The organism is Shewanella loihica PV-4 (assembly GCF_000016065.1).
GTDB lineage: Bacteria > Pseudomonadota > Gammaproteobacteria > Enterobacterales > Shewanellaceae > Shewanella > Shewanella loihica.
Genome location: NC_009092.1, coordinates 3,701,945 through 3,727,308, shown reverse-complemented (window position 1 = coordinate 3,727,308; position 25,364 = coordinate 3,701,945). Strand labels below are relative to the sequence as shown.

The following is a 25,364-nucleotide window of genomic DNA, read 5'->3' as shown; positions in this document are numbered from 1 at the left end:
GTGAACTTTGTCTGACCAGTTAAACCTAAAGTGTGATCTCTATCACTGGTCGGAGCGGGCCGTTATAACTATTTGAAAGAAATATGACGATTTTTAGCTAGAAATGGGATTTTACTAAGAGTAATTACTCTAATTAGGTCTCAAAAGTGGAAATATCTGATCGGATAATTTCAGTTTAGAATCTAATCAGTTAGCGATGGAAAATTGCCCTTGGTGATCCAGATCACCTTGTTGAGCGCCTGTAGGAGCTCGCTATTTTTGGTAAATAGGTATTACCAATTAATTTCAGTAAGTTAGCCAGAATGGATGCCAATTCGTTTGAAATGCATGTAAATGAAATGCAGGTGATCTGGATCCAGGTCACTTTATTGGCTTTCGCTCAAATAAGTAATTTTATTTCTGAAACTCGCGGCATTTTCGACCGATTGGCCGATCAGAATTGGTGCATGACCAAGGACTTAGATGATCAAGCTGACCTCATTTTGAGTTGTTTTGGGGCAGTTTTGGGAGAAAGAATTGAGTAAAAAGTGAGCCTAAAATGAAAAATCGCTTCCCAGGCATTGGGCCAGAGAAGCGAAATTAGAGGTTAAAGATGCGCCAAGTTTAAGAGCCTTCTAGGCTTAATGACGTCCTAAATTCGGACGTGCAGGGCTTAAGCGCGTTCGAAACTCAGGTTATCGATCAGGCGGGTGCTGCCCATAAAGGCGGCGGCCAGGATCACCAGCTGTTTATCGCTGTCCTGGGCTTCACGCAGATCGGCGGCGTTACGCACCGACAGATAATCTGGCTTAAACCCAGCCTGGTGCAACTGTTCCTGAGCGTGCCGCACTACATTAGGGATTGCTTGACCCTTGGCGATTGCCTCGGCCATCTCATCCAGGGTGCGCTTAAGCTGAGCGGCCTGTTGCTTCTGCGCCTCGCTCAGGTAGCCATTGCGTGAACTCATGGCTAGGCCAGAGCTCTCACGTATGGTATCGACACCGACGATCTCGATAGGCAGAGACAGATCTTCCACCATGGCCTTGATCACCATCAGCTGCTGAAAATCTTTCTTGCCGAACAGAGCCACATCCGGCTGTACGATATTGAACAGCTTGCAGACTATGGTGGCGACGCCGCGAAAGTGCCCAGGACGGCTGGCGCCGCAGAGCTCTTCAGACAGGCCAGGCACCTCGACAAAGGTCTGCTTATCCATCCCCTTGGGATAGATGATGGCCGGTGTCGGGGTAAACAACAGCTCGGCACCGGCGGCCTCGAGGGCGGCCTGATCGGCGGCCAGGGTGCGGGGGTAGGCATCCAGATCTTCGTTCTGTCCAAACTGCATAGGGTTTACGAAGATGGAGACCACCACGTGATCGGCGCGTTTAAGCGCCTCGGTGACCAGGGTGATATGCCCCTGGTGTAGATTGCCCATGGTGGGCACGAATGCCACTGTCTCGCCGGCTCGTTTCCACTGACGCACCTGGGTGCGGATCGCGGCGATATCTTGGGTGGTGTACATGTTACAGCAACCTTTCTTAGCTAAATGTATGCTCGGCGGCGGGGAAGACGCCAGTGTCGACCTCTTCGATATAGGCGCGAATGGCGCTGCGGATCTCGCCGGTTTGGGCCAGATAGTTCTTCGAGAAGCGTGGGATGTAACCGCTGGAGATCCCCAGCACGTCGTGCATCACCAGGATCTGACCGTCGGTGTCGGCGCCTGCGCCAATGCCGATAACGGGAATGGTGAGGGCCTCTGTGATGCTTTTGGCCAGCGCGGCCGGGATACACTCGAGCACCAATAGCTGGGCACCGGCCGCCTCGATCGCCTTGGCTTCATCTATGATGCGCTGGGCGTTGTCGGCGTCACGGCCCTGTACCTTGAAGCCGCCGAAGACATGCACAGATTGCGGGGTGAGTCCCAGGTGGGCACATACGGGAATGCCGCGCTCGGTCAGCTTAGTGACGGTTTCCAGCAGCCAGTGACCGCCTTCGAGTTTCACCATGTTGGCGCCAGCCTGCATCAGGGCGGTGGCATTGGTCATCGCCTGCTCTGGTGTGGCGTAGCTCATGAAGGGCATGTCGGCGATCAGCAGTGAACGCTTGATGCCACGACGCACACAACGGGTGTGGTAGACGATATCTTCGACTGTGACCGGCAGGGTGTCGTCGTGTCCCTGCAATACCATGCCTAACGAGTCGCCCACCAGTAGGACGTCGATCCCTTCGCTGTCGAAGGCGCCCGCAAAGCTGGCATCATAGGCGGTGAGTGCAGTGAACTTCTTACCTTCCTGCTTGAATTTCAGCAGGGTAGAGCTGGTTATCTTAGACATAATGCTGGTCTTAACTTTGATTTAAAAAAGAGTTCTGCTTGGGCTGTAGTGAGCTTTAGCAGTAGTGTGCTTTATAAGCTAACTGGGGCTTAAGTTCAATGATCCGGGCCGAGTTGTTGAACTTGTCTCTTAAGTTCCTCGGTGATCAGTGAAGTCAGCTTGGTGCCGCAGGGGAGAATGAGATCTGGGGCCAGATCCAATAGGGGCAGCAACACGAAGCTGCGGGTCTTCATGCCGTAGTGCGGCACCTGAAGACGCGGGATATCCAGTTGCCAGTCGCCATAGAGGAGCAGGTCCAGATCTAAGGTTCTGGCGCCCCAGCGTACCTCACGCACCCGACCCTGTTCGTTCTCGATCGCCTGTAGGGCATCAAGCAGCGCCAGTGGGGCGATGGTGGTGGTAAAGCGAGCCACGGCATTGAGGTAGTCGGGCTGCGGCACATCACCCATGGGGGCGCTTTGGTAATAGGGGGAGACGCTTAGTTGTCCGTCGCTTGCCAAGGCCTTCAGTGCCTGACAGGCCTGATCCAGTTGGGCTTTAGGGGACGCGAGATTGGCCCCCAGTGCGACATAGACGGTGTTCATTATTCGGCTTTAGGTGTCTTCTTCGGGCTGCGACGACGGCGATTGTTGCGGCTGCGGCTACCCTTGTTGGTGCTGCGGGCGATGACGCTGCGCTGCTCTTCGCTACCTTCGACGAAGCTCTTCCACCAGGCGGCCGTCTTGGCCAGGTTACCACCCTCGGCTTCGGCCCTCAGCAGCAGCAGATCATAGGCGGCGCGGAACTTAGGATGTTCGATGAACTTGAAGGCACGTGTGCCCTGGTTGCGTTCGAACCTTAGTTGCAGTTGCCAGATATCCTTGGCCGGGGTGCTGAAGCGACGGGGAATACTGATGGTGCGGCATTGCTGCTCCATCACATCACCCATGGCGGCGTAGAAGGCGTCATATTGGCTCAGGCCACTCTCCAGGGCGATATCATCGGCACGCTGACTGAGGGGGTACCAGAGCATGGCGGCGTAGAAGAAGGCCGGAGTGACCGACTTATCTTGTTCAACCCGCTCGTCAGTGTTGCGCATGATCGCCTTGACCATCTTGTGGCTCGGTCCCTTAGGATCTTCCTCCAGCAGGTTATCCACCAGGGGAAAGAGAGGGGCGAACAGGCCAAAGTCGCGCATCATGACGTAGTTGTTCTGGGCCTGACCGGCGAAGAAGAGCTTAAGCACCTCTTCATACATACGGGCGGCTGGAATATCTTTTAGCAGGGGGGCCAGCTCGGAGATCGGCTGCGCCGCGGCCTTGTCTATGCTCATCCCCAGCTTAGTGGCGAAGCGCACGGCGCGCAGCATGCGCACGGGATCTTCGCGGTAGCGTTTCTGCGGGTCGCCGATCAGACGCAGGGTGCGAGACTCGAGATCCTGCAGGCCGCCACCATAGCTGTGGATGGAAAAGTCGCTGATGTCGTAGTAGAGGGCGTTGACGGTAAAGTCGCGGCGCTCGGCGTCTTCATCTATGGTGCCGTAGACGTTGTCGCGCAGCAGGCGCCCCTCGGCGTTGACTTTAGAGATCTTCTCGCCGCTGTCTACATGGTGTCCCCTCAGGGTGGCGACTTCGATGACGTCGCGGCCGAAGACGATATGGGCCAGACGGAATCTGCGCCCTACCAGGCGGCAGTTACGAAATAGCTTTTTGATCTCTTCCGGCGTGGCATTGGTGACCACGTCGAAATCCTTGGGCTCGAGTCCTAGGAGGATGTCGCGCACGCCGCCGCCCACCAAATAGGCCTTAAAGCCAGATTTGTGCAGACGATAGAGTACCTTAATAGCGTTTTCGCTAATGTGCTGGCGAGAGATTGCATGATGTTTACGTGCAACTATCTCTAGGCTTAGTCCCGCTGGTGTGGTTTCTGTGGTGTTTTGATTGTCTTCAAAAAGCTGCTTACAGAATTGACTAATACGGCGAAAAATAGGACACCTCGAACTTGGATCTTGAGTCAGGGTTAAAATTAGGCCGCTATCATAACTCAATTATGGGTCAAAGAGTATACCCGGACTCTGCTCGTCTGGCCGGGTTTCGTGACGGCGGTTAGGTTTATGCTTTTACGGTGCTTAAGCGCCCGGCGCAAGTATGATCTCCTGCTGGCGCGGGATACGGCTCAATTCGAACTGGCTCACGGCCTGGGCCAGCATGGTCTTGACACTATCGATATCGCAGGGGGCCTGGCCCAGGAAGGCGAGCGCGGCGTTGATGCTGGCCTGGGGCGCCTTAAGATCTATGGCCGGGGCGTGATTCTGCTTCGAGAGTTTCATCCCAGGCTCGGCGCAGGCCAGCGGCAGATGAAGCCACTTAGGCGCGTTGTCATCGAATAAATTAAACAGGGTCGCCTGGCGGGCGCTGGAGGTGAGCAGGTCGGCGCCGCGCACTACCTCAGTTATCCCCTGAAAGGCATCGTCCATCACCACGGCCAGTTGATAAGCGTAGAGGCCGTCGCGGCGCTTGATAATAAAGTCCTCGGCGGCAAACTCTGGCTCGACCCGGATAGGGCCCAGCAGCTCATCATCGAAATGATCTATCGCAAGCGTGTTACGGATGCGGATAGCGCCTGCTGTATGTTTAGCTGTGCGGATCGCGCAGCGGCCATCGTAGGTGCCGCCCATCGCCTGGATCTGCTTGCGGGTACATTGGCAGTAGTAAGCCTTGTCCTCTGCCAGCAGGCTGTTAAGCCTAGCCTGATAGTCATCCAGGCGGCTGCTTTGGTAGAGCACGGCGCCATCCCAATGCAGGCCGTAGGCCTCCAGGGTCTTGAGGATGAGGTCGCTGGCACCTTTTACCTCTCTGGGGGGATCGATATCTTCGATGCGCACCAGCCATTGTCCCTGCTCGGCGCGGGCACGCAGATAGCTGCCCAGCGCGGCGATGAGCGAGCCAAAGTGCAGTGGACCGGAGGGCGAGGGCGCGAAACGGCCGACATAGGGCTTGTCGATTTGCATTGGGTTATCGGGGGAGAGGGAGGGGTCTGCTTGGGGGATCACGGCAAAACCTTTGTTCACACTTTCTATGTCGCTCATCGGGGCGACTGGATACAAAAAAGCGGGGCTAAGCCCCGCTTCTCGCCAGCTTAACCGGCCATCTGTTTCTCTTTGATCTCGGCGAGCGTCTTACAGTCGATACACAGGTCGGCCGTTGGACGGGCTTCGAGACGGCGGATACCGATTTCGATACCGCATGAATCACAGAAACCGAAATCGTCGTCTTCGATCTTCTGCAATGTTTTTTCAATCTTCTTGATTAGCTTACGCTCTCTGTCACGGGCGCGTAGTTCAAGACTGAACTCCTCTTCCTGAGCCGCACGGTCGACAGGGTCTGGGAAGTTAGCCGCTTCATCTTGCATATGATTCAGGGTGCGATCCACTTCTTCACGGAGCTGACTACGCCAAGCATCGAGAATCTTTTTGAAGTGACCCAGTTGAGCGGTATTCATATATTCCTCACCCGGTTTTTCCTGGTAAGGATCTACACCTGCGATAGCGAGCACGCCAAGTTTTTTAGTGCCTTCAGGCATAACGCATCTCCTGTTAATCATTTGCGTTGTAGGGCGTCTTTTATTAAAGGCCGATATCTATATCAGAATCTGATATACCACGCAAATTTTTTAAGCTGCCATGAGTTTATCTTTTGACTATGTCCTCTATTACGCATTAATTCAACTTTTACCGTCTATTTACAACTTGACAGGGCAGGATTTAATCAGCTTGGCGGCGCTTGGGGAGAGTTCGCAGCTGTAGGCGAGAATTTCCACCCCGGCCTGGTGTGCCTGAGTCAGCAGTTCGGCGTACTCTGGGTCGATATGGCGGGCCGCTGCCACAGTGGTTATCCCAGTATGTTGCACCACAAATAAAAGCACGGCCCTGTGTCCCTGCTTGACCATCTCCATCAGTTCGCGCAGGTGTTTCTGGCCTCGTGTAGTCACCGCATCGGGGAAGTATCCCTGGCCCTGCTCTAATAAGGTACAACTTTTGACTTCTATATAGCAGGCAGGTTTATCCTCGCTCTCGAGCAGCAGATCGATACGGCTGTTCTCGCTGCCATATTTGACCTCCCGGCGCAGGCGGTCGTAGCCGGTCAGCTCGCTTATCACCCCAGCCTCAATCGCCTCGGCCGCCAGGGCGTTGGCCCTTCCAGTGTTGATCCCTATGATGTGGCCCTCATCTGAGGCCGCCTGTTCCCAGGTGTGGGCATACTTGCGCTTGGGATTATCTGAGGTAGAGAACCAGACCCGCTCGCCGGGAAACAGGCAGTTGCGCATCGAGCCCGTGTTAGGGCAGTGGATGGTGATCTCAGTGCCGTCATCTAGCAGTACGTCGGCGAGGAAGCGCTTGTAGCGTCTGAGTAACTTTCCCTGTTCGAATGGGGGGATAAAAATCATCTTGTCGACCTTGTTGTTCTACTTATATTGATGCGAGGGTTTTGCGTCTCAAGGTTATTGGGCCTTAGGTTTTAGCGGCAGAGCCTGCGATCACACCCTGAGCGGCTATCTTGAGTCACCTGCTTGAGAGCCCATCTAGAGCGAAAAGATTCTACCCTATTAGGTGGTGGGCTGTCGCGGCGACCTGAAGTCGTTCCTGTAACCTTCTCCTGCCATGCCCCTTCCTTAGGGATAAGCGTGAGGGGGTTAGATAAAGCAGGGGGATTGGCGTTATACTTGGCTGCATTATTAGGCGGGCCCTAAGGCCTCGCCACTCTCTGTACTGACAAGGAACAATTATGAGCGACGTGATGAAGATTTATCTGACCGAGGACGCCCCTGCGGCCCATTGGGGCAGCGCAGATGTGACCTTTACGGCGGGCCAGGCCAATATCCATCTGCAGGCGGGGGATCAGCTACGCCAGGTACAGCAGGCGGGGCGTAAGCTACGTGGTCAGGGGATCAACGAAGTGGCGCTCGAGGGCGCGCTTTGGGATCTTCACACTCAGTGGGCCTTCGCCCAGGGGTTCGCTACCGCCAAGCAGATCGGCAAGATCGCCTGGACCGGCGACGATGCCGTCAAGAAGGTGCTGGACGACAGACGCGACAGCGCGGCCTTCGCCAGACAGTTGATCAACGAGACTCCTGAAAACCTCGCCCCAGTGACCCTGGCTAACCAGGCGGCCCAGTGGTTGACGAAAGTAGGCGGCGACAAGGTGAGCTACCGCATCATAGAAGGGGAAGCCCTGCTGGAAGAGAAGTGGATCGGCATTCACTCTGTCGGTCGTGGCAGCGAGCGTCCACCTGCGTTGCTGGAGCTGGACTATAACCCGCTGGGCGAAGACGCTCCTGTGTCGGCGGCCTTGGTTGGTAAAGGGATCACCTTCGATTCGGGTGGTTACAGCATCAAGGCTTCCGAAGGCATGCTGGGGATGAAGTGCGACATGGGCGGCGCGGCGACCGTGACCGCGGCTCTGGGTCTGGCGATCAAGTCTGGCCTGAACAAGCGTATCAAGCTGTTCCTCTGCTGCGCCGAGAACCTGATCAGCGGCCGCGCCTACAAGCTGGGGGATATCCTCACCTATAAGAATGGTGTCTCGGTCGAGGTGGTTAATACCGATGCCGAGGGACGTTTGGTGCTGGCCGATGGTCTGCAGGCCGCCTGTGAAACCGGTGCGCCTCTGGTGATCGATGCCGCGACCCTGACCGGTGCCGCCGTGATGGCGGTAGGCACCTCCTACAACGCCATCTTCTCGCCGAGCCGTGAGCTGATCAGCCGCACTCAGGAGAAGGCATCCTCCGTAGCTGAGCAGGTATGGCCGCTGCCACTTGAGCCTTGGCACAAAGAGATGTGCCCATCTGCCTATGCCGATACCGCCAACAGCCGTCCTGTTAAAGGCGGCGGCGCGGGCGGCGCCTCAAATGCCGCCGGTTTCCTCTGGCGTTTCGTGTCTGACGACACCCAGTGGTTGCATATGGATCTCGCCTCGGCCTTCGCCGATACGGCTAACGGCCTGTGGGCCGCCGGGGCAACTGCACATGGCGTGTTGACCATCGCCGAGCTGCTGCAGGACTAAGCTGTAGTGAATGAGAAAAACGCGCCAATTGGCGCGTTTTTTTATGCTTTTGGGGCCGTGAGCGGCCAGGAAGCCAATACCTTATACAGCACCCCCTGCTCGCTACTCTGAGAGTGATACAGATGCAGGGCATGGCCGCTGAGGGAGAGGCTGGGCGCCTTGAGTTCGGGCAGCATCTTGGCCTTACGCATCAGGGTGATGTGGGGCGTGAAGCTGTGCTCGCTGGTGTGTAACCCGAGCTGCTGGGCCAGACGTTGGCATTGATTGAACAGGCTGATAAGCCCGGGATCCCGCGCCGCGCCCTTGAGGCAGAGGATCTTGGGTTTAACCCAATGCTCCAGAGTGTTGAGCGTCACCTCAAATGTCGGCAGACGGCGTTGATGGGCGAGCCGGGCGAGGGACTCGCTCAGCGCCTCCTGCTGGGCCTCGCTGCACTGGCCGAGAAAGGCCAGCGTCATGTGCAGATTGTCTCTGGGGACAAGGCGTCCCTCACCGTCTAAGCTCGCCTGTAACTGGGTCAGTTGCTCCAGCTGCGCCGCATCGGGGGCGATGGCGAGAAAGAGTCGTTTCATTGGCTATCCCCTGGTTGCCGAAAAAGGTTAAAGTGTGTTACAAAAATGCAACGAGTTAAGCTTTCTACAGGCTTGATTTTAAAGCGACTTATTTCGCTAATGTCGTCGAAAAAGTGAAATATAACCTATAGTCACTCTCAGCTAGCTTTTACAACTTAATCCATAGGGTAATCCTATGATTTCTGACTATAATCAGTGTTTGTATCAGATTAGCCAATCTAAGGACTAGATAGTATATGTCATCCGATACGCAACAGGGATCCCAATCGCTCGAGCAGACGCTCGCTTTTTTATGCGAACACGATCTGGAAGAGGAGCTGCAACTTATCCTGCAGCAACTTGCCGCCAGCAATCAGTGTGATGGCCTGTTTCTGTTACGTATTGGCAAGGGCCGTCTGCCGGTGCAGATCGAAGCCATGTACCAGTCCGATGCCTCTATCTTCAGCAAGCGCGACGCCGAGATGCTGCTCAGCCGGGTGGCTAACAACCGTCATCTACACTCCTATACCTCACTGCGTGAACCTGCCATCGTCGAAGATGTCGCTTCCGTTATCGACGACGAGGACAGCCGCCTGCGTCTGAATCAGGCCAAGATCCGCAGCGTCCTGCTGTTGCCCGTGGGCGGAGAGAGGCACTATATCTTCGGCGCCTATCGCTACGACTGTGACGGTGTTTGGCTAGAGGCGATTCGTCTTAACCTGCTGCTGGCCGGCAGCCTGCTGGGCCTGGCGCAGGAGGCGGCGCGCCAGCGCTTAAATGCCAAGAGTAACGAGCTGGTCTGTATCGAGCATCTCTATCGCCTGCCCATCCCCTGCGTGCATATCGGCGTGGATGACAGGGTGATACGTTACAACCAGAGCGCCGCCGAGAGTCTGCATGTGGAGACGCTACAGAAGGTGGAGACCTTGGTACCCAAGCGAGAGCAGAAACACCTGCTGGACACCATGGCGCTGGTGCGAGACCAGGTGCTGGAGCAGTCCAGTTGTGAGGTACCGCTGAAATACGCCCCCGATGATGCCCAGGCCAAGGTGACCTTCCTCTGCCTGTCCGGTGAAGACGGCCCCATCCTCATGCTGGTGGAGCCTGTGGGCGAGCCGGTTCAGGAGAGTGAGGCGCACAGTGTTTCGCTCAATTTCGACCCGCTCACCGGGCTGCCCAATCGCGCCTATTTCGAGGCCCTGTATGACCTGGCCAACCCCTGCCAGTGCGAGCGCTCTACCTTTGTGGGGTTCATCAACCTGGACAGATTCCAGGTGGTTAATAATGTCAGCGGCCACAGGGCCGGCGATCAACTCTTGTGTCAGCTCGCCGCCCGCCTGAGTCAGCTGGTGCGCAAGGAGGATGTGATCGCCCGCCTCAGTGGTGACGAGTTTGGCATACTAATGCCCAATATCGATGTGCAGATCGCCGAGCAGGTGGCCGAGCGTATCTGTCAGGCGATGGCCAACCACGAATTTAGCTGGGAGGGGCGTAGCCATAGCGTGAGCGTCTCCATGGGGCTGGCCCGCTGCGAGAGCGAGGTCGACTCTGTCTCTGATCTCTTGCGCCGCGCCAGCGCCGCCTGTCGTCTCGCCAAGGAGAAGGGCGGTAACGCCTGGTACTTCTATAGCACCCAGGATCCTGTGGTGGAGAAGCTCAATACCGAGATGAGCGCCTCGGTGGATATCGTCGGCGCCCTGGCCAACGACAGGTTCGAGCTCTTCTATCAGCCCATAGAGCCGTTGTACGCTAGTGACGACGGCTTGCATCTGGAGATCTTGCTGCGCATGCGCTCCACCGAGGGCGAGCTGATTCCGCCGGGGATCTTCCTGCCCGCCGCCGAGCGCTTTAACCTAGCGGCCAAGCTGGATCGCTGGGTGATCGACAAGCTGCTGCGCTGGGGCAGTGAAAACCTAGCGCTATGGCAATCTCTCTCCATGGTGTCGGTGAACCTGTCGGCGCTCTCCATCAGCGACAGCGAGTTTATCAACTGGCTGGAGATGCGCCTGCTGGGCGAGCCCGAACTGGTGAGTAAGCTCTGCTTCGAGATCACCGAGACGGCGGCGGTGAGTCAGCTGGATCATGCCACCGGGCTGATCAACACTGTGAAGCCTCTGGGCTGTAAGCTGGCGCTGGATGATTTCGGCTCTGGCTTCTCAAGCTTTGCCTACCTTAAGCTGCTGGACGTGGATTATGTGAAGATCGATGGTCAGTTTATCCAACACCTGTGCGAGGATCGCGCCGATCAGGCGATCGTCGCCGCCATCTGCCAGCTGGGCCGCGACATGGCGTTCGAGATAGTGGCCGAGTTTGTCGAGTCGGTCGAGGTGGCAAAACATCTGCAGAAACTGGGCGTCGAGTTTGGCCAGGGCTACGGCATCGCGCGTCCCGAGTCGCTCACTTCACTGACCTCGGGTGAAGGCCTGCACTGGTATCGGGTGCTGGAAGGTTAAGAGATATTAACCTGGGACGAGCCCCCAGCGGGGACTCGTCTGTTTAGCTTTGCCGCCATCTTTAGTAAACTGTCGCCAGTTTTTGCCGATTGAATGCGCCCTTTGAACCAAGTAGCTACTCAAGAATTTAACCAAGTCCCTATCCAGACACTCTTGCCCGAGATCCAGCGGACGCTGGCGGATAATGCCCAGCTGATCTTGCAGGCGCCGACCGGCGCAGGTAAGTCGACCGCGCTGCCCCTGGCCATGCTCGACTGGCCTGAGATTGAGGGGAAGATCTTGATGCTGGAGCCCAGACGCATTGCGGCGCGCAGCGTGGCGCACTTTATTGCGGCCAGGCGGGGTGAACCCGTGGGTCAGTCGGTAGGTTTTCGGGTGCGCGGCGAGTCGAGCGTGAGCGCCAAAACCCGCCTCGAGGTGGTGACCGAAGGCGTATTAACTCGGATGATCCAGCAGGACCCTGAGCTTAGCGGCTATGGCCTGATCATCTTCGATGAGATCCATGAGCGCCACCTCACCACAGATCTGGGTCTGGCATTGGCGCTGGAGGTGCAGGCCTCGTTTCGTGAGGATCTTAAGATCCTTGCCATGTCGGCGACCCTGGACGGCCTGCCGTTACAGGCCCTGATGCCAGATGCGGCCAGCCTGGTGAGTGAGGGGCGCAGTTTTCCCGTGAGCCTGAGCTATCGTCCAAGCCCTGCCCATCAGGATTGGTTGCTGCACATGGCCAAGGTGATCGTCGAGGCGGTGGCCGAGCATCAAGAGGGCTCATTGCTGGCCTTCTTGCCAGGCCAGCGAGAGATTGCAAGACTGCAGATGCTATTAAGCGAGCGGCTCGACCCTAAACAGTTTTTAATTACTCCTCTCTATGGCGCCCTGCCGCCGAGCCAGCAAGACAGCGCCATCGCGCCGCCACCGCCTGGGATGCGTAAGCTGGTGCTCTCTACCAATGTGGCCGAGTCGAGTCTGACCATCCAAGATATCCGCCTGGTGGTGGATGCCGGCTACAAGCGTCAGGCCAGCTTCAATCCTAAGACGGCGGTGAGTCGCTTGTCGCTCAAACGGATCAGCCAGTCGTCGGCGGCTCAGCGTAGCGGCCGCGCCGGTCGTCTGAGTGAGGGACACTGTATCCGCCTCTGGCCGCAGCAGGAGCATGAGCGCCTGCTCAAGGCCGATGAACCTGAGATCCTCCATGGGGACTTAACCAACGCAGTTCTGGATGCCGCTTTTTGGGGCGTGAATACCCTCGATGCGCTGCCGTTGATCTCGCCCCCCTCCGAGGCTAACGAGACGGTAGCCTCGGATCTGCTGCAAGCCTTGGCGCTGGTGGACAGCGACAGACGCATAACGGCCCATGGCCGCGCCGCCTATCGGCTTGGCTGTCATCCGCGTCTGGCCCACATGCTGCTGGCCGCCAAAGAGCTGGACGGCATTGATGCTCCCTATTACCTGCCCCTTGCCGCCGTGCTGGCGGCGCTACTGGAATCGCGCGCTCTGGCGAGACGCGGCGCCGATATCAGCCGTTATCTGAATGATGCCAGAGGCGGCGAAGTTGCCAAGCTGGCGCAGCAATATCTGGCCAGGATGAATGCTGCTCGAGGCAATCAGATAGCCAAGGCCATCGGCGAGAGTCGCGACCAGGATATCGCAACCCTGCTGGCGCTAGCCTTTCCCGATCGCATCGCCAAGGCCCGGGGCGCCAAGGGGTATCAGCTTGCCTGCGGCGCAGGTGTTGCCCTCAATGATGACGATGCCCTGCAGGGCGAACCTTGGCTGGTGGTCGCCGATTTTCAGGAGAGTGAAGGCCAGAGCAGCGGCCGTATTCTGCTGGCGGCCAAGCTGGATGCCGCGCTGTTTGACGGACCGCTGGCCAGTCAGGTGAAGTCAGTTGTTGAGACCGGATGGGATGAGGAGAAGGCGCGTTTTTACGGGTTAACTCAGCGGCGCATCGGCGCTATCATATTGGGTGAGCGCCCGCTGGCGACCCTTGATGAAGAGACGATCAAGCAGGCCATCTATCAGCTTATCCGCACCAAGGGGCTCTCCCTGCTGGGATTTGATGATAAGGTGGAACAGCTTCGCCTGCGCGTTGCCCTGGCGAGTAAGCTCGCTCTTGCAGGCGATTGGCCGGATCTGAGTGATCAGGCCTTGCTCGCGACGCTGCCTGAGTGGCTTGGCCCCTATCTTGACGGGGTGCGCCGCCTGAACCAGCTCAAGGGACTGGATTTCTATACCTTGCTCCACAACCAGATGGAGTGGGGACAACAACAGATATTAAACGAGGCGCTGCCGAGCCATTGGCCCATGAAGACGGGCACTCGGGCGGCGATACGATATGAGATGTCGGGGCGGGCGCTGCTGAGTGTGCGTTTGCAGGAGGCGCTGGGCATGGCCGAGAGCCCCAGGCTGGCCCAGGGGCAACTTGTGGTGACCATGGAGCTGCTGTCGCCGGCGATGCGACCGCTGGCGCTGACTGCCGATCTGGCCAACTTCTGGGCCGGCCCCTATGTCGAGGTGAAGAAAGAGATGAAGGGACGCTACCCTAAGCATCTGTGGCCGGACGATCCCGCCAACACCTTGCCGACCAAATTAACCAAGAAAAAGATGTCAGCTAAGGGGCTCTAGCCCCTTAGCTGTTTGACTGGAAACACGATGACGAATAAAGAGACGCCAACACCACGCAGACCGCGCAAGTCGACTAATAGTAAGGCGGGCAATAGCCAATCGTCTAAGCGTAAGTCGGCGAGCAAGAGTACCGCGACAGCGAGGCCGGGTTGGGGCCGTAGGATCTGGTCTTTGAGCTGGAAGCTCGGTCTTATCCTGTTTGCCGCCATGACCATCTATAGCATCTACCTGGATCAGATCATCGCCCGCAAGTTTGAGGGGCAGAAGTGGCATCTGCCGGCGCAGGTATTTAGCCGCTCCATGGCCCTCTATCCCGGCGCGGCCGTGAGCCACGATCAGCTGATCGCCGAGCTTAAGCTGCTGGGTTATCGCAAGGTGGCCAATCCCCGTCAGGTGGGCGAGTTTTCCGCCTCCAAGACCAAGGTGGATCTCTGGCGCCGCCCCTTCCTCCATCCTCAGGGATCTCAGGAAGCCCAGCGGATGATGATCAGCTTCGACAGCCAAGGGGTTGCCTCGGTGGCCCGCAGCAGTGACCATCGCGAGCTGGCGGTGTTCCACCTCGAGCCCGTGCTGCTGGATCGCATGATCACCGGCGATGGTGAAGACAGGCTGTTCGTGGCCACAGACAAGATACCCAAGGCGATCGTCGATGCGCTGATCCTGGTGGAAGACAGGAGCTTCTATGAACATCATGGCGTCAATCCCTTTGCCATCATACGCGCCGCCATGGTCAACATCAGCGCCGGACGCACGGTACAAGGCGGCTCGACCCTGACTCAGCAGCTGGCGAAAAACTTCTTCCTCTCCAGCGAGCGCTCTATCATACGTAAGCTCAGGGAAGCCCTGATGGCGATCATTATTGATTTTCGCTACGACAAGGATGAGATCCTCGAGGCCTACCTCAACGAGGTCTACATGGGCCAGGACAAGTCCCGCGCCGTGCACGGCATGGGGCTGGCGTCTCAGTTCTATTTCGGCCGACCGATCGCCGAGCTGACTCTGCCGCAGCAGGCCTTCCTGGTGGCGGCGATAAAGGGGCCTTCCTACTACAACCCTTGGCGTTTCCCCGAGCGGGCTCAGGAGCGACGGGATCTGGTGCTGCGCCTCTTGATGGAGTCGGGCCAGCTGCCGGTGGCACAATACAAGGCGGCGGTCGAATCCCCCCTTGGGGTGCGTAAGGCGAGCAAGCCTGTGCATCAGAAACTGCCAGCCTTCTTCGCCGTGGTGCGCGGTGAGCTGTCGCGTCGATTCGGTGATAGCCTGCTCCAGCAGTCGGGCATCAAGGTCTACACCACCTTAGATCCCCTGGCCCAGGAGGCGGCGGAGCAGGCGGTGCGCTCGACCATGAAAAACCTGGAGCAGCGTGACAAGGCGTTGCAGGTGGGCATGGTGGTGACCGACAAGTACTCGGCGGGTATCGCCGCCATGGTGGGCGACAAGGTGCCAAGCTATCAGGGCTTTAACCGCGCGGTGGAGATCCGTCGTCCTATCGGTTCGCTTATCAAGCCCTTTGTCTATGCTACGGCGCTGACCCACGGTGACAAGTACACCTTGGCGACGCCGCTGAAGGATGAGCCGATCACCCTTACCAACTCCCAGGGCAAGACCTGGTCGCCACAGAACGTCAACAAGCAGTTCTCCGGCGAGGTGCCGCTGATGACCGCCTTCAAGAAGTCGATGAACGTGCCGACGGTGAACCTCGGCATGGCGATAGGTACAGACGCGGTGGCGACCACCCTGGCCAAGTCGGGCTGGGACGAGACCATCCCAGAGTATCCGTCCATGTTGCTGGGGGCCGTCAATGGCTCGCCGCTGATGGTGGCGCAGGTGTACCAGACTCTGGCAGATAATGGCCGCTACCGTCAGCTAAATGCGGTGACCCATGTGCTGGATGCCGACAATCAGCCTCTATCGGCCAGTCAACGCGGCGCGGATCAGGCGATCTCTGTTGCCAGCGATTTTCTGGTGCAACACGCCATGACTCAGGTGGTGCAGTCGGGCACGGCAACTAAGCTGGGCCAGGCCTTCCCTGGGGTAACCCTGGCGGGTAAGACGGGCACCAGTAACGATTCCCGCGACTCCTGGTTTGCCGGGTTCGACGAGCGTAACGTGGCCGCCGTCTGGGTGGGGCTGGACGATAACGGCAAGACCAGCCTCTATGGCAGCAGCGGCGCCATGGCCGTCTACCAGGCCTTCCTCAAGCAGCGCGCGCCTATCAGCCTGAGACGCACGCCGGTCAATGGCGTGGTGTCTGGCTATTTCGATGCCAAGACGGGTGTCGCCAAACAGGGCAACTGCGGCAATGTGGTGGCGGTGCCAGCCCTGGCTGAGAGCTATCGCCCGGCCAAGAACTGCGGCGAGCCCCTCTCCTGGTGGCAGAAGTTGATGGGCGGTTAAGGCCGCCTAGCCATAGCGCCTCAATAAAAAAGCTCACCTTAGGTGAGCTTTTTTATTGTTAAGATGCGGCTTTTAAAGGACTGGCGTTAGCCGCCGTCTTATTCTATCTACTGCCTTATACCTTGTGTTGCTTTATGCCTTGCGCTTGCGGGGCTTGGCCTGCTGCCACAGATAGAGGCCGGAGATCGCCATGAAGATGAGGCATAGCGCCACCAGATCCATCATCAGCGAGCCGGGCAGGCCGACGATACGGCCGCTGTGCAGGTCCAGCAGCACGCGCTCCCAACTGAGGTGCATGGCGCGTGCCTTGAGTGACAATTCTTTACTAATCGCCTCACTGCTGGCGTCCGCAAGCGGGGTCTGCCAGTCAAGCGCCACCAGAGGCTTCGCTTCTTGCCACTCGATGAGATCGCTATCGCTAAGATAACTGCCGGACGCCGTATTTAGCCAGAGCTGCCCAGCGTCGCCCGTGTGTAACAGCGCCAGGGCGCGCAGGTCTTGGGGCAGGCCGGTGGCGCGGCTCTGCTGCTCCAGCAGGGCGCCATCTCGGTCTAGTAGGTAGAGGTGCTGGGCGTCGATAGCCACATAGTGCTCGCCATAGGCGAGGGCGCCAAGCAGCGGCCCCTGAGCCTCCAGGACCGGCTTGTCCTTTAGCCAGAGCAGGTTATCGCTGGTGGCCAGTAGCGGCTCGCTGGCATAGATGGCGACCTGGCCAGGGGCCTTGATGCCATAGTGATCCAGCAGCCAGCCCTGATGCACGTGGGCGGTATCTAGCTTGAAGTCGTTGCTGTGGTTGATCAAGACGCCGCTGACGGCAACCATGACCACCAGGAGTGCGCTGGCGATCCCTAGGCGTCTGTGCCAGGGACGGAAGATCTTGGCGAGTTTCTGCCACAGGGGTTTACGATGGGGATGGCGGGGCTTATTGGTCATCTATGGCGTTCTTTATTCTGACTATTTATCTGGCGCGCGGCCGCAAGCAGACTCATGGATGCCCGGCGCTGACAGCCTGTTGGATACGAAAAGAGCAGGGCTCGCCTGCTCGCTGGCCATCATATAACAGCCATAGGGATAACACCAACTAAGCAGCTCGATGGGGGCTTAATGATTGACCTTGTCGTCCAGGTAGAGGGCGATGCGTGACAGCTTGGTGAGGGCACGCACCGACAGGGTGGCGCCTGTGATGCCGTCTATCTTGCGATCCAGCTGGTGATCTTCGGTGAGCCTGGCCTGCTTAAACTGGTCGGTGAAGAATTTGTGACGCACCTCGTCGCCGCGGCTCTCACGATAGACCAGTACCTTGGTCTGCGCTATGGCCTTGTCTTTGACATGTATGCCGACCGTGATGGGGGATTCTTTGCCTATCTCTTCGAGGATCCAGACGGTCTCGCCTTGTTGTTGCCAGTAGCGCAGGCGCATCTTATTGAATTTGTGGGCAAGGATCTCCTCGATCGCCTGCTTGTCGTTATCCTCTAGCCAGTAGACCTTGGCCTTGGGCATAGGGGCGGCAAAGGCTTGGCTGATAAAGTCTTCGTTACTTTGATAGATGCTGGCGGCCTGCACGCAGAAGGCGGTGAAGAGTGAGGCAAGTAGGAGCTTAACAGAGAGAGCTTTCATCGATTGACCCGGTAGCAAGAGTGGATGAGGCCTGTGGGATAATCCGTTGTTTTTACTGATTCCTTTTACTATGGCTAAGGCACCTCGGGAAGTACCTTAGCCATAGGCAGTGCTCAAAGGGAGCGTTGAGCACTGCGATATGGGCTATTGGCTTAGAACTGGTAGCCAACGCCTAGGTTGAAACCGTCGGCATCTTTCGCGCCGCCAACTTTTTCGTAGTCGGCTTTGAAGACAACGTTTTCATGCAACCAGTAGTTCACACCGACGTTAGTCTGGGTGATCTCTGAGTCAACACCGTTACCGGCTTCGTTGTCGTAGGCATTGTAACGTGCGAACACACCGAAGCTTTCGTTGAAGCGGTATGAAGGCTCGATGTAGTAACCTTTCTGCTTGTCACGGCCAAGTGCTTCGGCTTCTTTACCGTCGATATCCCACTGAGCGTATAGTGCCTTGATGGTGAAGTTTTCGATGGTGTAGATAGCGTGTGCTGTCATCAGGGTCGCAGAAGCGGTATCGACATCGCCACGGCCTTGAGTCAGGTCAGATTGGTACTGCACAGTTGCAGCCAGCTCTAGACCTGGAACGGCGGTGTATTTAACGCGTGCCGTGTAAGCCAGATCTTCGGCTTTCGCTTCAGAAACCTTCTGACGACCGCCACGGATCTTGTAGTCGTCGCCAACGTTCAGGCCAGAGGTGACCGCTGCGTCGAAGGCCAGGCCTGGGGCTGCCTTGATGTTCAGGTTGGCACCCGCTTCCCACCAAGTGGCAGGCAGGATGTTTTTCTCAACTGGGTTACGCTCAACGCCGTAGAATGCTGGTGGCTCGTGAGTTTCGTTGATGATACCCACTGGCATCAGGAACAGACCCGCCTTAGCAGTCAGCATGTCGTTGAAATCGTGTTCGATGTAAGCCTGCTCTAGCTCGACTTCACCGTTTTGGCCTTCGCCAGAGATAGAGTGCTCAACTTCCAGCTCAGAGAAGAAACGTGTCTTTTCGGTGAACTCGTGGCCGAAGAACAGCACGAAGCGGTGGAAGTCGAACTCTTTCTTGTCTTTACCTGATTTGTTGTCAGTGATGTTGTTGTAGTGAAGTTCACCGTAACCACCGATAGTTGTCGCGCTCTTGGCTGAGCTGCTCTCTTCAACGGCGTCGGCTGTCTTCTCTACACGCTGCTCAGTTTGCTCCAGACGCTTCTCAAGATCTTTCAGCACTTTCTGTTGCTGTTCGATCACTTTACGCAGTTCTTGAGTCTCATCAGAGGCGATAGCGGCTTGGCTAGCGAATGCGCTGACCAGTGCTGCGGCAATTAGCGTTTTCTTCATCATTTCTCTTCCCAGTTGTTTTGTCAGGGTTATTTAATTGCTGGCGATTCTATCAACTAGGTATCGTAATGCAAACTATTATCATTAAGTTTTTTGATTAAGATCAACAAATGTAAAGTCAAGGTAAAGGGGTTTGCACCCAAGCTGTGCAGAGCGGTTGCCACTTAAAAGTGTTTTATAACAATGGCTTGGTGTGATTTTCTCTGGGTTTATTACCTTGACATTGACTGACATTGTTAATTTTAAAAAATTTATCTTTTTTGCAGCTTTAGTGGATTTTTTTGGATAGACAAGCAGTCTTGCCTCTGGTTTGAGGCACAGCTGGAGGTATGGTTTGAGGTACAGCTTGAGGCACAGTTTGGGGGAGTGAGTGGATGGGCAAAAGCCAGTGTGAGTCAGAGGGATAGGAGCGCTGCAGCAGGGAAATAGCGGATCTTTTGGCCTAGCTTCGTAGCAAAACCTGGGGCTCTTCAAGTCATCGGAGATGTGTTTCGCGGGTTTTGCTATAGACTGTGCCTCCTTAAATTTATAACGAATGTTTTATCTCATCTTTAACATAACCCTGATTGACGAGCCGATATGTTTCTAAGTCCTTATTTTAATAAAGCACAGCAACTAGTCTCTGTGTCAGCCCAGCAGGCGAGTGAATTCGCCAAGGGTGTCGCACAGGACTTTAACCCCATCCACGATGTCGATGCCAAGAAGTTCTGCGTTCCCGGAGATCTGCTATTCGCCCTGGTGCTGGGACAATATGGGCTGAGCCAGAAGATGACATTTCGTTTCGAGGGCATGGTCGGTAGCGGCGTCAACCTGGTGTTTCCCGATGCGGTAGGCGACAGCTTCGCCATCCTGGATGACAAGGATAAGCAATACTTGAGCGTGAGCCGCAGCGGCGAGTCGACCCTGTGCGAGGTGCAGACAGAATCCTTCGTGCGCAGCTATGTGGCCTTCTCCGGGCTCAACTTTACCCATGTGCTGGTGCCGCTGATGAAGCAGCACGGCATGATGATCAACCCGGCCCGTCCTCTGGTGATCTACGAGAGCATGTCATTTGATCTCCATACCTTAGACTTTGACAGTATCGCCCTCAACCTGGTGGAGCAGAATCTGGCCATCGACGGTAAGCGCGGCGACGTGACCCTGAAATTTGAGCTGCACTGCGGCGATAAGCTAGTGGGTACCGGCGAGAAGACGCTGGTGCTTAGCGGCCTGCGTCCACTGGAAGCCCAGAGCATGGATGAGATGGTGGCTCGCTACGAGGCGCGCCGCATCGGCTATCAGCAAGCCGACTAATCTGTGCTAAATGCAGAGTAGAAATGCTGAATTGAAATACTGAATTGAAAATCTAAGTTAGGGTCGACGCTGGTCGGCCCTTTCTATTTCTGCTCACGACGCCTGAATTGTGGCCCCAGTTCTCCATTTCCTGTTCCCAGCTCCCAGCTCTCAATTTTCTGTTCCAAGCATTTAGCCATTGGCATTCGCCACGAGCGGATCCTGAACATCACTCGTTCTCTTTATGCTTGCCGTCTTCTTCATTCCTGCCGTGAAAACCGCCTGAAATCGGGCGTTACGCACGCTTTTTAAACGACTATCCCACCCAAGTCCCGGGCCAGATTGCCAAGCCGATAGCTTTGTTTTACTTTAGTGGGATTGTTTTGCTATTCCCCTTTGCTGCTCGCCCCGCTGGGCGGCCGACAAGCTCGTTTGGATAAGGAAAGAGATGCCAAGCTTAAATCGTATCGTGCTGATCAATACGCACCTCCCCGGCGTTGTGGAACTCGCCCTCGATGGACACACCAACATTTGTGGTACCAACGCCTCGGGCAAGACCACCTTGCAGCGTCTGGTGCCCGTGTTTTACGGCGAATACCCCAGCCGCGTCGTGCCCTCGACCCGTGACAGCTTCGAGCGTTGGTATCTGCCCCACGATTCCAGCTACATTATCTACGAGTATCGCCGCGACGATGGCCTGCTGACCCAGGCGGTGCTGGCCTCTGCCGGTGATGGCAAGGGCGTCAACTATCGCTTCATCGGCAAAGGCTTTGAGCTGGAAGACTATGTGAAGTCACAGCAGGGGGAGTCGATTCTCTGCCATAACATGGCCGAGCTGGGACGTGAGATGAAACGCGCCGGGGTGGCGGTAACCAACCTGCTAAATACCCGCGAATATCGCGCCATCATCCAAAACGATCGCACCCTGCTAAGCACCGGCAGCAACCGCAGCGAGCTGAGGGCCTACGCCCGCCAGTTCTCCCTGTGTCAGCACGAACACACGCTGCGCCACATAGAGAAGTTGGCCAAGGCGGTGCACTCCAAAGAAGGCAAGATGGAGACCATCAAGTCGATGATCGCCGCCATCCTGGAGGAGGATGGGGTTAACCCGCCGAGCTCACGCCTCAACCCGCAGCGGGTCGAGGCTTGGATCCGCGAGAGCCAGCTGATCCAGGGCTTCGAGCAGATCCGCCCCGAATTTGACAAGTTGGAGCAGGAGTTTAACCAACTGCTGAGCGCGGAGCAGCGTCTGGCCGGCCTGAAGCGCGGCTATGGCAAGGATGAGGCCCAGGAGATAGAGCGTCAGGAGCTAAATCAGCAGCGCTCGAAAGATCTCGGCAACAAGCTGCGTCAGCTCGACGACGAGTGGAAGGAGCTGCGCGACGAGCTTAACCTGGATCTCTCTGCCGCCAAGGGCGACGTGGCCAAGATAGAGCATGAGCTGGATATCATAGAAGATCAGCACGCAGGTTTTCTCGATGCCGATATCGAGCAGGCCAAACTGGATCTTGAGCAGCTGCCCAGCTGGCGTGCCAGCCTGGAGAACCTGACCGAGCGTCATAAGCTGCAAACCGAGAAGCACCAGGATATCGAGGCGGCCTACAACGCCCGTCGCAGCAAGATAGGCGAGAACCTCAACCGCGAGCTGGAGCAGCTAGATAAGGAACAAGATAAGCATCGTGAAGCCAGAGACAAGCAGCAGGAGGTGGGCCGTGAGGAGCTGGCCGCCCTCGAGCAAAGCTGGCGTGAGCAGATGGAGGCGGGCCGCGCCAAGCACAACGAGCAGGAATACCAGCTCAAGCTGACGGCGGCCGAGCTGCAGATGCAGGTCAACGGCGTCACCTACAGCGAAGAAGAGAAGCTGACCCTGGCGGTGTTTGATGAGCGCATCTCCCGCGCCGACGAGGAGCAGGAGGCGTGCAACGCCATGGTGGATCGCCTGGCAGGCGAGGAGCGCAAGCTCAGAGCCAAGCGGGATCAGGCCAACGAGAGCCTGAGACAGGCAGGGCTAAGGGTCATCGAGCGTCAGGGCGCGCTGGATGAGCTGCATCAGGTGCTCTTCCCTCAGTCTCATACCCTGCTTGAGTACCTGCGCAAGGAGGTCGACGGCTGGGAGGAGAGCATAGGCAAGCTGATAAACCCTGAACTACTACATCGCAGTGATCTGCACCCTGCCAAGTCGGCCGGCGGCGACAGCTTCTGCGGCGTCGAGCTGGATCTCAAGGCGCTGACCACCCCAGAATATGCCGCCTCGGAGCAGGAGCTCAGGGGCCGTTACAGTGAGGCCGAGGAGGCGCTGGCCAATGCCAAGCAGCTACAGGCCGAGGCAGAAGAGGCCCTGGTAGCCATCAACGCCGAGCTGGATAAGCTTAATCGCGAACTCACCTTCGCCAAGACGGCCTACAAAAATAGCCGCGACGATCTGCGCCGCCTGTTTGACGAGAAGCGTGCCGAGCAGGAGAAGATCAATCAGGCGCTGAGCGCTCGCAAGGCAGATTCGCAGAAGCGTCTTGCCCGTCTCGACAGCGAGATGAAACAGCTCAAGGCTCAGCACCAGGAGTGGATCGATGAGCAAAACGAGCAGGCGCTCGAGGCGCGCATGGAGAAGAAGGCCTACTGGCAGGAAGTGGTTGGTGCATTGGATGTTCAGCTCTCCCAGGTGAAGCAGAATATTAACGATCGCCGTCATGCGGCCAAGACGGAGCAGAAGGCCTGCGAGCAGTGGTATAAGGATGAGCTGAAATCCCGCGGCGTCGACGAAGCCAAGATAGTCAAGCTCAAGCAGGAGATCCGCGATCTGGAGAGCAGCATCAGCAAGGCGGAGCAGCGCCGCAGCGAAGTATTGCGTTTCGACGACTGGTATCAACACACCTGGCTCGCGCGCAAGCCTAAGCTGCAGACCGAACTGAGCCAGGTCAAGATGGCGGTGACCGAGCTGAGTCAACAGCTCACCACCAAGGCCAACGAGATTAAACATCAGCGTCAGCAATATGATAGCGAGCGCAAACAGTCTGACGCCATCCAGGTGGAGGCCTCGGAGAACCTGACCAAGCTGCGCGCCGTGATGCGCAAGCTGGCCGAGCTGAAACTGCCATCGAGCCAGGATGAGATGCAAGGTGGTCTCACCGAGCGTCTGCGTCAGGGCGAAGAGTTATTGCTGCGCCGGGACCAGTTGATGGGCTCGGTGAAGCAGTATATCGAGCATTTCGACTCGGTGATCGCCAGCAAGTCGGGTTCCAGTCTGTCAGAGACTTGGGAGCGCGCCCGCGAGGAGTCTAGCTTCGTCAACGACAAGGGCATTCGCCTGCTGGACTATCGCAAGCTGGTACCGCAACTGGAGCAGCTGCTCAACGTCATGGTGCCTCAGGCGATCATGGGCCTGAGAGAGCAGGGGCGTAACTTCGGTATCGACCTGACGGCATTCTACGACGTGCTGGCGGATATCGACCGCCGCATCGCCTCCCAGAGTGCCCGCATCACCCGCGAGGTGGGTGAAGAGCTGTTCCTCGACGGGGTGAGCGAGTCGGCGGTGCGCATCCGTTCGCGCATCAGCGAGCTGGAGTTCTGGCCCGAGCTGGAGGAGTTCGTCAAGGCATTTAAACAGTGGAAGGCCGAGGGCTTCGCCGACTTGCCGGACGAGCACTACACCAGCAGCATGCGCCGCGCCCTGGATATTATTGGCCGCGCCGCCCTGACCGGCGGTATCGCCAAGCTGCTGGAGATCGAACTGCGCCTCAAGGAGGGTAACAGTGATCTAGTGATCCGCACCGACCGCCAGCTCAACGAGTCTTCGAGCCATGGTATGGCCTACCTGATCTTGTGTAAGTTCCTGTTGGCCTTCACCCGTCTGCTGCGTGGCCGCGCCGACGTGACCATTCACTGGCCGATCGACGAGCTGGGCACCCTGCACCACGGCAACGTGAAGAAGATCTTCGATGCCTGTGAGAACAACAATATCTCGGTATTGGGCGCCTTCCCGAACCCTGAGTCTGAGGTGCTTAACCTGTTTGCCAACAGATACATCATCAACAAGCAAACCAAGAAATTACAAGTGGTTAAGCCACAAGTTAACCCCATTGCCGATAAGCTGAGCCAGCGTTTTGCCAAGGAGGCTGTGTAAATGAGCAGTAGCACACAAACCGTACTCGTGGGCCAGGGCGCCCTGATCGAAGCCTTGCTGCGTGGCGAGTTTATCTGCCGTACCAGTAACGAAGACGCCTGGCGCGCACTCAAGTCGCAGGCCACTCGTGATAATGTCGAGCAATACCTGAATCAGATCAATCGCACCCTGGCCTCGGCCGGGGAGGGCGAGGTGTTCTTCTGCGGTTACCTGCAACTGGGTGACGATGAGCGTAAGGTGATCTCCAGTCAGTTTCGCGATATCTGCCATGCGCTGATCCCTCTGGTGGAGTGGTTGGTGCTGGTACAGGAGGCCAGCGGCCAGGATGCGCCCCTGTCCGAAGGAGCCGCGGTGCGCCTCAACGAGCTGCAGACCCGCATCGAAGATACTCCTGCGTTTCGCGAACAGTTGGCCAAGATCAGTCACTATCGCCTGTTTGGCTCCAGCTCTACCCAGGTAGATGCGCAGATAAAGTTGGTGTTTAAGCGTCTAGTGGAGCTGGGATATCTGCTGCGTCCCAACCAGGAGAAGCAGATCTATATCGCCACCGGCAAGCTGGATTACCTCTACGAGGTGATCCGCTTCATCGATGAAACCGAAGGACTTAGCCTGGAGGCCCAGGCGGAAACCGCAACCCAGAGGGACTTGATCTGA

19 protein-coding genes are annotated in these 25,364 nt (G+C 57.2%); 8 read left to right on the top strand and 11 right to left on the bottom strand.

What is annotated here, in order from left to right; all coding sequences use genetic code 11:
- The first annotated feature begins 302 nt into the window (after positions 1–302).
- Entirely contained in the window at positions 303–524 is a 222-nt protein-coding gene (locus SHEW_RS16215; protein WP_041406716.1) for a hypothetical protein, read from the top strand.
- Between the two features lie 128 nt (positions 525–652).
- Here SHEW_RS16215 and panC read toward each other — a convergent pair whose 3' ends face one another.
- From panC to sfsA, 7 genes are all read right to left on the bottom strand, one after another.
- A complete protein-coding gene (gene panC, locus SHEW_RS16210; RefSeq protein WP_011866930.1) occupies positions 653–1,501 on the bottom strand; it encodes a pantoate--beta-alanine ligase in 849 nt (282 codons plus the stop codon).
- A gap of 16 nt (positions 1,502–1,517) precedes the next feature.
- Complete coding sequence (gene panB, locus SHEW_RS16205; protein WP_011866929.1) at positions 1,518–2,312, bottom strand: 3-methyl-2-oxobutanoate hydroxymethyltransferase; 795 nt, start codon at positions 2,310–2,312, stop codon at positions 1,518–1,520.
- Positions 2,313–2,407: 95 nt separating this feature from the next.
- Positions 2,408–2,896 (bottom strand): 2-amino-4-hydroxy-6-hydroxymethyldihydropteridine diphosphokinase, encoded by a 489-nt coding sequence (gene folK / locus SHEW_RS16200; RefSeq protein ID WP_011866928.1) that lies wholly within the window; start codon positions 2,894–2,896, stop codon positions 2,408–2,410.
- Positions 2,896–4,338 carry a polynucleotide adenylyltransferase PcnB gene (pcnB, locus tag SHEW_RS16195; RefSeq protein WP_011866927.1) on the bottom strand — a complete coding sequence of 481 codons (1,443 nt, stop codon included), beginning with the start codon at positions 4,336–4,338 and terminating at the stop codon, positions 2,896–2,898. Before pcnB ends, folK begins: the two co-directional genes overlap by 1 nt.
- A gap of 81 nt (positions 4,339–4,419) precedes the next feature.
- Positions 4,420–5,301 (bottom strand): tRNA glutamyl-Q(34) synthetase GluQRS, encoded by an 882-nt coding sequence (gluQRS, locus tag SHEW_RS16190; RefSeq protein ID WP_041406715.1) that lies wholly within the window; start codon positions 5,299–5,301, stop codon positions 4,420–4,422.
- Between the two features lie 128 nt (positions 5,302–5,429).
- Positions 5,430–5,873: an RNA polymerase-binding protein DksA gene (dksA, locus tag SHEW_RS16185; protein WP_011866925.1), complete on the bottom strand. Its 444-nt coding sequence runs from the start codon at positions 5,871–5,873 to the stop codon at positions 5,430–5,432.
- A gap of 159 nt (positions 5,874–6,032) precedes the next feature.
- Positions 6,033–6,737, bottom strand: coding sequence for a DNA/RNA nuclease SfsA (gene sfsA / locus SHEW_RS16180; protein WP_011866924.1), 705 nt, complete (start codon positions 6,735–6,737; stop codon positions 6,033–6,035).
- A gap of 338 nt (positions 6,738–7,075) precedes the next feature.
- On the opposite strand from sfsA, the gene pepB reads away from it, so the two are divergent.
- On the top strand, positions 7,076–8,353 hold the full coding sequence (pepB, locus tag SHEW_RS16175; protein WP_011866923.1) for an aminopeptidase PepB: 1,278 nt from the start codon (positions 7,076–7,078) through the stop codon (positions 8,351–8,353).
- 41 nt (positions 8,354–8,394) lie between these two features.
- Here pepB and thpR read toward each other — a convergent pair whose 3' ends face one another.
- A complete protein-coding gene (gene thpR / locus SHEW_RS16170) occupies positions 8,395–8,925 on the bottom strand; it encodes an RNA 2',3'-cyclic phosphodiesterase (RefSeq protein ID WP_011866922.1) in 531 nt (176 codons plus the stop codon).
- Between the two features lie 236 nt (positions 8,926–9,161).
- Here thpR and SHEW_RS16165 point away from each other — a divergent pair, with 236 nt between their 5' ends.
- The 3 genes from SHEW_RS16165 to mrcB all read left to right on the top strand — a co-directional run bounded on the left by SHEW_RS16165 (position 9,162) and on the right by mrcB (position 16,379).
- Entirely contained in the window at positions 9,162–11,357 is a 2,196-nt protein-coding gene (locus SHEW_RS16165; protein WP_011866921.1) for a putative bifunctional diguanylate cyclase/phosphodiesterase, read from the top strand.
- A gap of 93 nt (positions 11,358–11,450) precedes the next feature.
- Entirely contained in the window at positions 11,451–13,982 is a 2,532-nt protein-coding gene (gene hrpB, locus SHEW_RS16160; protein ID WP_011866920.1) for an ATP-dependent helicase HrpB, read from the top strand.
- A 27-nt stretch (positions 13,983–14,009) separates the two neighbouring features.
- Positions 14,010–16,379 carry a penicillin-binding protein 1B gene (gene mrcB / locus SHEW_RS16155; RefSeq protein ID WP_011866919.1) on the top strand — a complete coding sequence of 790 codons (2,370 nt, stop codon included), beginning with the start codon at positions 14,010–14,012 and terminating at the stop codon, positions 16,377–16,379.
- Between the two features lie 132 nt (positions 16,380–16,511).
- On the opposite strand, the gene SHEW_RS16150 is transcribed toward mrcB, so the two are convergent.
- From SHEW_RS16150 to SHEW_RS16140, 3 genes are all read right to left on the bottom strand, one after another.
- Positions 16,512–17,312: a PepSY-associated TM helix domain-containing protein gene (locus SHEW_RS16150; RefSeq protein WP_011866918.1), complete on the bottom strand. Its 801-nt coding sequence runs from the start codon at positions 17,310–17,312 to the stop codon at positions 16,512–16,514.
- Positions 17,313–17,480: 168 nt separating this feature from the next.
- On the bottom strand, positions 17,481–17,996 hold the full coding sequence (locus tag SHEW_RS16145; protein WP_011866917.1) for an FMN-binding protein: 516 nt from the start codon (positions 17,994–17,996) through the stop codon (positions 17,481–17,483).
- Between the two features lie 152 nt (positions 17,997–18,148).
- On the bottom strand, positions 18,149–19,318 hold the full coding sequence (locus SHEW_RS16140; protein ID WP_041406713.1) for a porin: 1,170 nt from the start codon (positions 19,316–19,318) through the stop codon (positions 18,149–18,151).
- A 579-nt stretch (positions 19,319–19,897) separates the two neighbouring features.
- On the opposite strand from SHEW_RS16140, the gene SHEW_RS16135 reads away from it, so the two are divergent.
- The 3 genes from SHEW_RS16135 (at position 19,898) to SHEW_RS16125 (ending at position 25,364) form a co-directional block, all read left to right on the top strand.
- A complete protein-coding gene (locus SHEW_RS16135) occupies positions 19,898–20,611 on the top strand; it encodes a DUF3581 domain-containing protein (protein ID WP_011866915.1) in 714 nt (237 codons plus the stop codon).
- A gap of 427 nt (positions 20,612–21,038) precedes the next feature.
- The gene (locus tag SHEW_RS16130) at positions 21,039–24,710 is read left to right on the top strand and encodes an ATP-binding protein (RefSeq protein WP_011866914.1); all 3,672 of its coding nucleotides are present in this window, start codon (positions 21,039–21,041) and stop codon (positions 24,708–24,710) included.
- Entirely contained in the window at positions 24,711–25,364 is a 654-nt protein-coding gene (locus tag SHEW_RS16125; RefSeq protein WP_011866913.1) for a condensin complex protein MksE, read from the top strand. It begins immediately after the preceding gene.